The organism is Flavobacterium branchiophilum NBRC 15030 = ATCC 35035 (assembly GCF_002217205.1).
Lineage (GTDB): Bacteria > Bacteroidota > Bacteroidia > Flavobacteriales > Flavobacteriaceae > Flavobacterium > Flavobacterium branchiophilum.
In genome coordinates this window covers 41894-47709 of record NZ_MUGT01000030.1, presented here as the reverse complement: position 1 = coordinate 47709, position 5816 = coordinate 41894, and the positions used below count along the sequence as shown (strand labels likewise).

General features: G+C 32.9%; 6 protein-coding genes and 1 tRNA gene. 2 read left to right on the top strand and 5 right to left on the bottom strand.

Annotated features, from left to right (window positions below; genetic code table 11):
* Window positions 1-51: 51 nt before the first annotated feature.
* Window positions 52-735, top strand: a complete 684-nt coding sequence (locus B0A58_RS04280; protein ID WP_089080008.1) for a fibrobacter succinogenes major paralogous domain-containing protein — start codon at window positions 52-54, stop codon at window positions 733-735.
* A 139-nt stretch (window positions 736-874) separates the two neighbouring features.
* On the opposite strand, the gene der is transcribed toward B0A58_RS04280, so the two are convergent.
* The 5 genes from der to era form a co-directional block, all read right to left on the bottom strand.
* Window positions 875-2185: a ribosome biogenesis GTPase Der gene (gene der / locus B0A58_RS04275; RefSeq protein WP_014085033.1), complete on the bottom strand. Its 1311-nt coding sequence runs from the start codon at window positions 2183-2185 to the stop codon at window positions 875-877.
* Between the two features lie 135 nt (window positions 2186-2320).
* A complete protein-coding gene (locus B0A58_RS17065; RefSeq protein WP_089080007.1) occupies window positions 2321-2518 on the bottom strand; it encodes a DUF2798 domain-containing protein in 198 nt (65 codons plus the stop codon).
* Between the two features lie 18 nt (window positions 2519-2536).
* Entirely contained in the window at window positions 2537-3733 is a 1197-nt protein-coding gene (gene hmpA / locus B0A58_RS04265; RefSeq protein ID WP_089080006.1) for an NO-inducible flavohemoprotein, read from the bottom strand.
* 240 nt (window positions 3734-3973) lie between these two features.
* Complete coding sequence (locus B0A58_RS04260; RefSeq protein ID WP_089080005.1) at window positions 3974-4573, bottom strand: Crp/Fnr family transcriptional regulator; 600 nt, start codon at window positions 4571-4573, stop codon at window positions 3974-3976.
* Window positions 4574-4609: 36 nt separating this feature from the next.
* Entirely contained in the window at window positions 4610-5491 is an 882-nt protein-coding gene (gene era, locus B0A58_RS04255; RefSeq protein ID WP_089080004.1) for a GTPase Era, read from the bottom strand.
* 119 nt (window positions 5492-5610) lie between these two features.
* Between era and B0A58_RS04250 the strand changes: the two genes are divergently transcribed.
* Window positions 5611-5683 (top strand) — tRNA-Met (locus B0A58_RS04250).
* Window positions 5684-5816: the final 133 nt, after the last annotated feature.

Sequence of the window (5816 nt, the reverse complement as noted above, 5' to 3'; positions counted from 1 at the left end):
AGTAAGTAACTCGATATTATTTTAAATGTTACAGGAGGTATTTTAGATAAGATGTATGGCATTGCTGACAATACCGGCGATGCTAATTCACACAAATTCGTCTATTTTCCAGTAACTGGTGCAGACGGTAAAACATGGTTAAACAATAACCTAGGGGCACATTATGCCAAAAATGGACACGCTAGTTTCAATCCAACCAAGCAAGCCACTGGGAAAAATGATTTTTTAGCCTTTGGTAGTTTTTTTCAGTGGGGTAGAAAACCAGATGGTCATGAGTTAATCACTTGGACAGGAGGAACCACGGCAACACCAGTAAACAATACTACAAATGCTACTGCAACAAATACCCCAACACACGCTTCGTTTATTACAACTGCTGGCGACTGGAGATCCACTTCGGATGAATCGTTATGGAAAACGGAATGGGGTACAAACAACCCTTGTCCAGAGGGATATAGACTACCAACTATTGTTGAGTGGGCAAATTTTAGTACTGCCATTTCAGCAACTAGTATTACTGAAGCATACAACTCAACCCTGAAATTGACCCAACCAGGACAAAGAAATAATGGTGATGGTTCATTCGCAAATCAATCTAATTTAGGTCATTATATGTCGGCTACTACAACTGGTGTGGGAGGAGATCAAAAATATAGATTTTTCTGGACAACTACAGGGGAAAGTAACTGGAGAAAAGGTATGGGCTTTACAGTACGTTGTATAAAAGATTATTAATGGTTAACCACAAATGATTATAAAAATTTTAAACTACCTTATAGTAACATTTATTTTCATAGTAAGATTATCTTTTTATTTTAAGTTTAATTAATTAAAAAAGCGTTAGGTTTATTACCCTAACGCTTTTTTTATTTATTTATTTTTCACGAATATAAATATCAATTGGTACCCCGGAAAAGTCCCAGTTTTCACGAATTTTATTTTCTAAAAACCGTTTGTAGGGCTCTTTTACATATTGAGGTAAATTTGCAAAAAATACAAACTGAGGTGTTGGTGTTGGCAGTTGCATACAATATTTGATTTTCACATATTTACCTTTTAAAGCGGGAGGCGGGTAACCCTCTATCACTTTAAGCATGTACTCATTAAATTTTGAGGTTGGTATCCGTTGTTTTCTGCTTTCAAATACTGCCACGGTTGCTTCTAAAGCTTTTAACAATCGCTGTTTGGTTAGTGCCGACACAAAAAGGATAGGTACATCTGTGAAAGGCATGATTTCTTTGCGAATTTTAGCTTCATAATCTCGGGTGCTCATGGTATCTTTTTCTACCAAATCCCATTTGTTTACTAGGATGATTACCCCTTTTCTGTTTTTTTCGGCAAGCCAAAAAATACTTTGATCTTGTCCTTCAAAACCTCGGGTAGCATCAATAATCAAAAGGCACACATCGGCATGTTCTATGGCTCTAACGGAACGCATTACAGAATAAAATTCTAAATCTTCTTTTACCTTGGCTTTTCGTCGGATTCCAGCAGTATCAACCAAATTGAATTCAAACCCAAATCGATCAAATTTGGTGTCTATGGCATCTCGAGTTGTACCAGCAATATCTGTTACAATATACCTGTCTTTGCCAATAAGTGCATTTATAAAACTTGATTTTCCAGCATTTGGTCGGCCAACAACGGCAAATCGAGGCAGTTCAATGTCTTCCAAACTAGGTGCTGGTTTTTCTGGAAAAGCTTGTATCAAGGCATCTAACAAATCGCCAGTGCCACTACCAGAAATACTAGCAAAAGTATAGTATTCGCCCAATCCAAGATTGTAAAACTCAATGGCATCTTTTTCTCGCATGGCATTGTCCACTTTGTTTACGGCAAGCAATACGGGTTTGGTTACTTTGCGTAATAATTTTGCCACGGCTTCGTCCATTGGAGTAATGCCTTCTTCTACATCTACTACAAATATAATGACATCGGCCTCGTCTATGGCCAGCTCTACTTGCTTACGAATTTCGCCTTCAAAAACATCATCAGAACCACGAATGTATCCACCAGTGTCTATTACAGAAAATTCTTTTCCATTCCATTCGCTCTTTCCATAATTTCGATCTCGGGTTACTCCCGAAACCGAATCTACAATTGCTTCTCTTCTTTTAATCAACCTGTTAAATAATGTTGATTTCCCTACATTTGGTCTTCCTACTATGGCAACAATGTTATTCATATATTCTATATTCAATTATCGGGCAAAGTTAGTGTTAATATTTGGTTTTGAAAGATTTTTGATTAGAAATACACTTTTGTATATTAAAAGCAAATCAGGATTAAATTGTCAAGGCAAAAGTTTGTAAAGTAAATTTTATTTTTTTATTTTTAATATAGTAACAGATAATAGGATTGATATTGTACTTGCTATACACCATGATTTTAACCAATTACAAACAAAATGGGCAGTACCAGAATTGTTTATCAACGTTAATACAAGTGTGATGATTGCAGTTGAAATTACATTATACCTTAATGGATGATCTTTTATTTTTTTTAAAATTTTAACCATTTTCTAAATTTTACTATTTTAAAAAAAAATAGTTTGAGGGCCAAATTGCTCAAAAAATATTTGATTTTTATTTACTTTTAATTGGATTAAATGGTTATAATGATGTGTTATAAATTGTTCTGGACCACAAATATAATATTGTGCATTTTCTAATAAAATAGCCTCTTTACAAATAGTTAAATCAATCCTTCCTTGAAAAGTATTGATATTTGTTTCTGTACCTAATATATTTTCATAAAAAAAGTACGTTTGCAACCATGGGGCATGTAATTGAAGTTGGCTTAATTCATTTTTAAAAGCTTGAACATCAATGTTTCGGCATCCATGTATGAAAATGGTTTTGTTTTGCTGATTTTGCTGATTAGCTTGCAACATACTGTATAATGGAGTAATCCCAACACCACCACTTATTAAAACTAATGGATTTTTATTTTCTAAATCTACATTAAATGTTCCCATTGGCGAGGATAACAAAACAATATCGCCTTGTTGTTTGAGGTGCATAGCATTGGATACCATGCCCAAAGCATTTTCAGCATATTCTTTTTTTATAGAAATTCTATAATAATCTGGATGATATACGCTAGATAGACTATATTGTCTTGGCTGCAAAATATTGAGTTCAGGAATTTCAATTTGAATACTTATAAACTGACCTGCTAAAAATGAAGCTATTGGCTTGCCATCTACCGGATATAAATAAAAGGATTTTATTTCAGATGACGTAGTTTCTATTGTACGAATTTCAAATGCACGCCAACCTATCCAACCACCGTTTTTAGTCAAATTCTGGTTATACATTTGTTGTTCTAGGTCTATCATAATATGAGCCAATTCAAAATAAGCTTGAGTCCAAGCATCTAATAACTCATTTGAAGCACCTGTACCTAAAACTTCACTTATTGAAGCTATTAGATGTCGACCAACAATTTGATATTGCTCTGGTTTGATATTCAAACTAACATGTTTTTGACCTATATTTTGCAATGCAGAAATTAAAACACTTGGGTTATCAATATGCTCGGCATAGGCTAAAACAGCATAGGCCAATGCTGTTTGTTGTTTGCCATTTGCTTGATTTCCCATATTGAACACTGATTGTAACTCTGGATTGTGTTCAAACATTCTTTTGTAAAAATATTTAGTAAGCGCTATTCCATTTGTTCTCAATATCGGAATAGTGGATTTGATGAGGTTTTTTTGATCTAAAGTCATATAAATTTTGTTATAATTTAAAATTGCAAACTACTTGATGTAGCTTTTTGGCAAATTTACAACTGCTATATGGCTTCAAATTATGACCCAAATCATAATCTAAAAAAACAATTCAATTTTTTAAGATTAATATTAGATATTAAAAATAATAGGATGATGATTTGCGATTTATTGGCAAAATATCTTATATATAAATGCTGGTTTTTGTTTATATTATTAATTTGTTTAACAAATAAAATATTAGCGAAACACTTTGCCTTTTTTGATCAAAAGCTCATTTTTCTTTTCTAAATTTTTAATATTCCGTATCACTGTTTCCACACGAAGCCCCGTCAAATCAGCAATTTGTTGTCTTGTCAAATCTACCCATTGTTTGTCTTCATTACCAGTTTGATGCGAAATACTTTCTTTATGATAATCTAAAAGTTTCAATATCCGATGTTCTGCATCTTGCGAAGCAATTTCATTTGACATCAATGATTTGTAATATATTCTTTTAGATAAGTTTTTTAATATTTGTAAATTTTGTATTGGATTATCAAGTAATAATTTTTCAAAATCATTTTTTTTTATCCGAATAAGTTCCACATTAGACAGCGCAACAGCATTTGCGGGATAACTTTTATTTAAAAACAATGGAGGTTCTCCAAATGAGTCGCCTTTTACAAAAATACCTTGTATAAACTCCCTTCCTTGTTCGTTAAAATTATTCATTTTTATTTGTCCTTTGCCTATTTGAAAATAATACAAAGCCTTATTGCCTTCCAAAAAAACAAATTCACCCTTTGCAATATACAGTTTTACGGCATGATAATGGTATAACAAGGATTCGTCTATCATACTTTTTTTGTTTTTTTAATTATTTTTTTAATTTTCTTACATATTATAGCCAAATCGTTTCAGCATAGTAGCATTGCTTCTCCAATTTTTATTCACTTTTACATACAATTCTAAATGGATTTGTTTGCCAAAGAATTTTTCCAAATCGGCACGAGCTTCCATTCCAACCTTTTTCAAGGCGGCACCTTTGTGTCCAATAATAATGCCTTTTTGTGTATCTCGTTCTACCATAATTACCGATCGAATACGAATGATGGTATCGTTTTCTATAAACTCTTCGGTTACTATCTCTACGGCATAAGGGATTTCTTTGCTGTAATTTAATAGAATTTTTTCACGAATGGTTTCGTTTACAAAAAAACGTTCAGGTTTATCGGTCAATTGGTCTTTTGGATAATATGCGGGCGATTCTGGCAATAGCGAAATGATGCGTTGAAAAACTTCAGGAACATTAAAATTTTGAAGGGCCGAAATAGGAAAAATTTCTGCATTAGGCACTTTTTCGCTCCAAAAGGCCACTTGTTGTTCTAAAACTTCTTGATTTGATTGGTCGATTTTATTGAGCAACAACAATACGGGAATTTTTGAATGAATAATTTTATTAAAAAAAGCATCGTCCTTCAATTCTTGCTCACCAATTTCTACCATATATATCAATATATCAGCATCTTCAAAAGCCGATTTAACAAAATTCATCATCGATTCCTGCATTTCATAAGCGGGTTTAATAATCCCGGGAGTGTCTGAAAGTATCAATTGAAAATCGTCTCCGTTTACAATTCCTAATATACGATGACGTGTAGTTTGTGCTTTTGATGTGATAATTGAAAGTCTTTCGCCTACAAAGGCATTCATCAAAGTGGATTTCCCAACATTTGGGTTCCCTATAATATTTACAAAACCTGCTTTATGCGACATTTTAATTTTTTTTTATGTCCACAAAGGTAAGCATATCAAGTGAATAGAAAAAATAAACATTTTTTTTCTTTTTTAGCTTGCACAATCAAATAAAGGTTGTATATTTGCACTCGAAACAACGCGGGATAGAGCAGTAGGCAGCTCGTCGGGCTCATAACCCGAAGGTCACAGGTTCGAGTCCTGTTCCCGCTACTAAATAGTAATAAACCCTTTCTAATTATGAAAGGGTTTTTTTGTTTACATCACTTACCAAGTTGAGCTATACTAAAATGTATTTATAAATCATACAAAATACTATAAATCCTGTAAATTATACCAAATATAT

Bases quoted from the DNA above. Each gene is read 5' to 3' on its own strand.
- B0A58_RS04280 (WP_089080008.1), top strand. From the start codon at position 52: ATGTATGGCATTGCTGACAATACCGGCGATGCTAATTCACACAAATTC.
- der (WP_014085033.1), bottom strand. From the start codon at position 2,185: ATGAATAACATTGTTGCCATAGTAGGAAGACCAAATGTAGGGAAATCA.
- B0A58_RS17065 (WP_089080007.1), bottom strand. From the start codon at position 2,518: ATGGTTAAAATTTTAAAAAAAATAAAAGATCATCCATTAAGGTATAAT.
- hmpA (WP_089080006.1), bottom strand. From the start codon at position 3,733: ATGACTTTAGATCAAAAAAACCTCATCAAATCCACTATTCCGATATTG.
- B0A58_RS04260 (WP_089080005.1), bottom strand. From the start codon at position 4,573: ATGATAGACGAATCCTTGTTATACCATTATCATGCCGTAAAACTGTAT.
- era (WP_089080004.1), bottom strand. From the start codon at position 5,491: ATGTCGCATAAAGCAGGTTTTGTAAATATTATAGGGAACCCAAATGTT.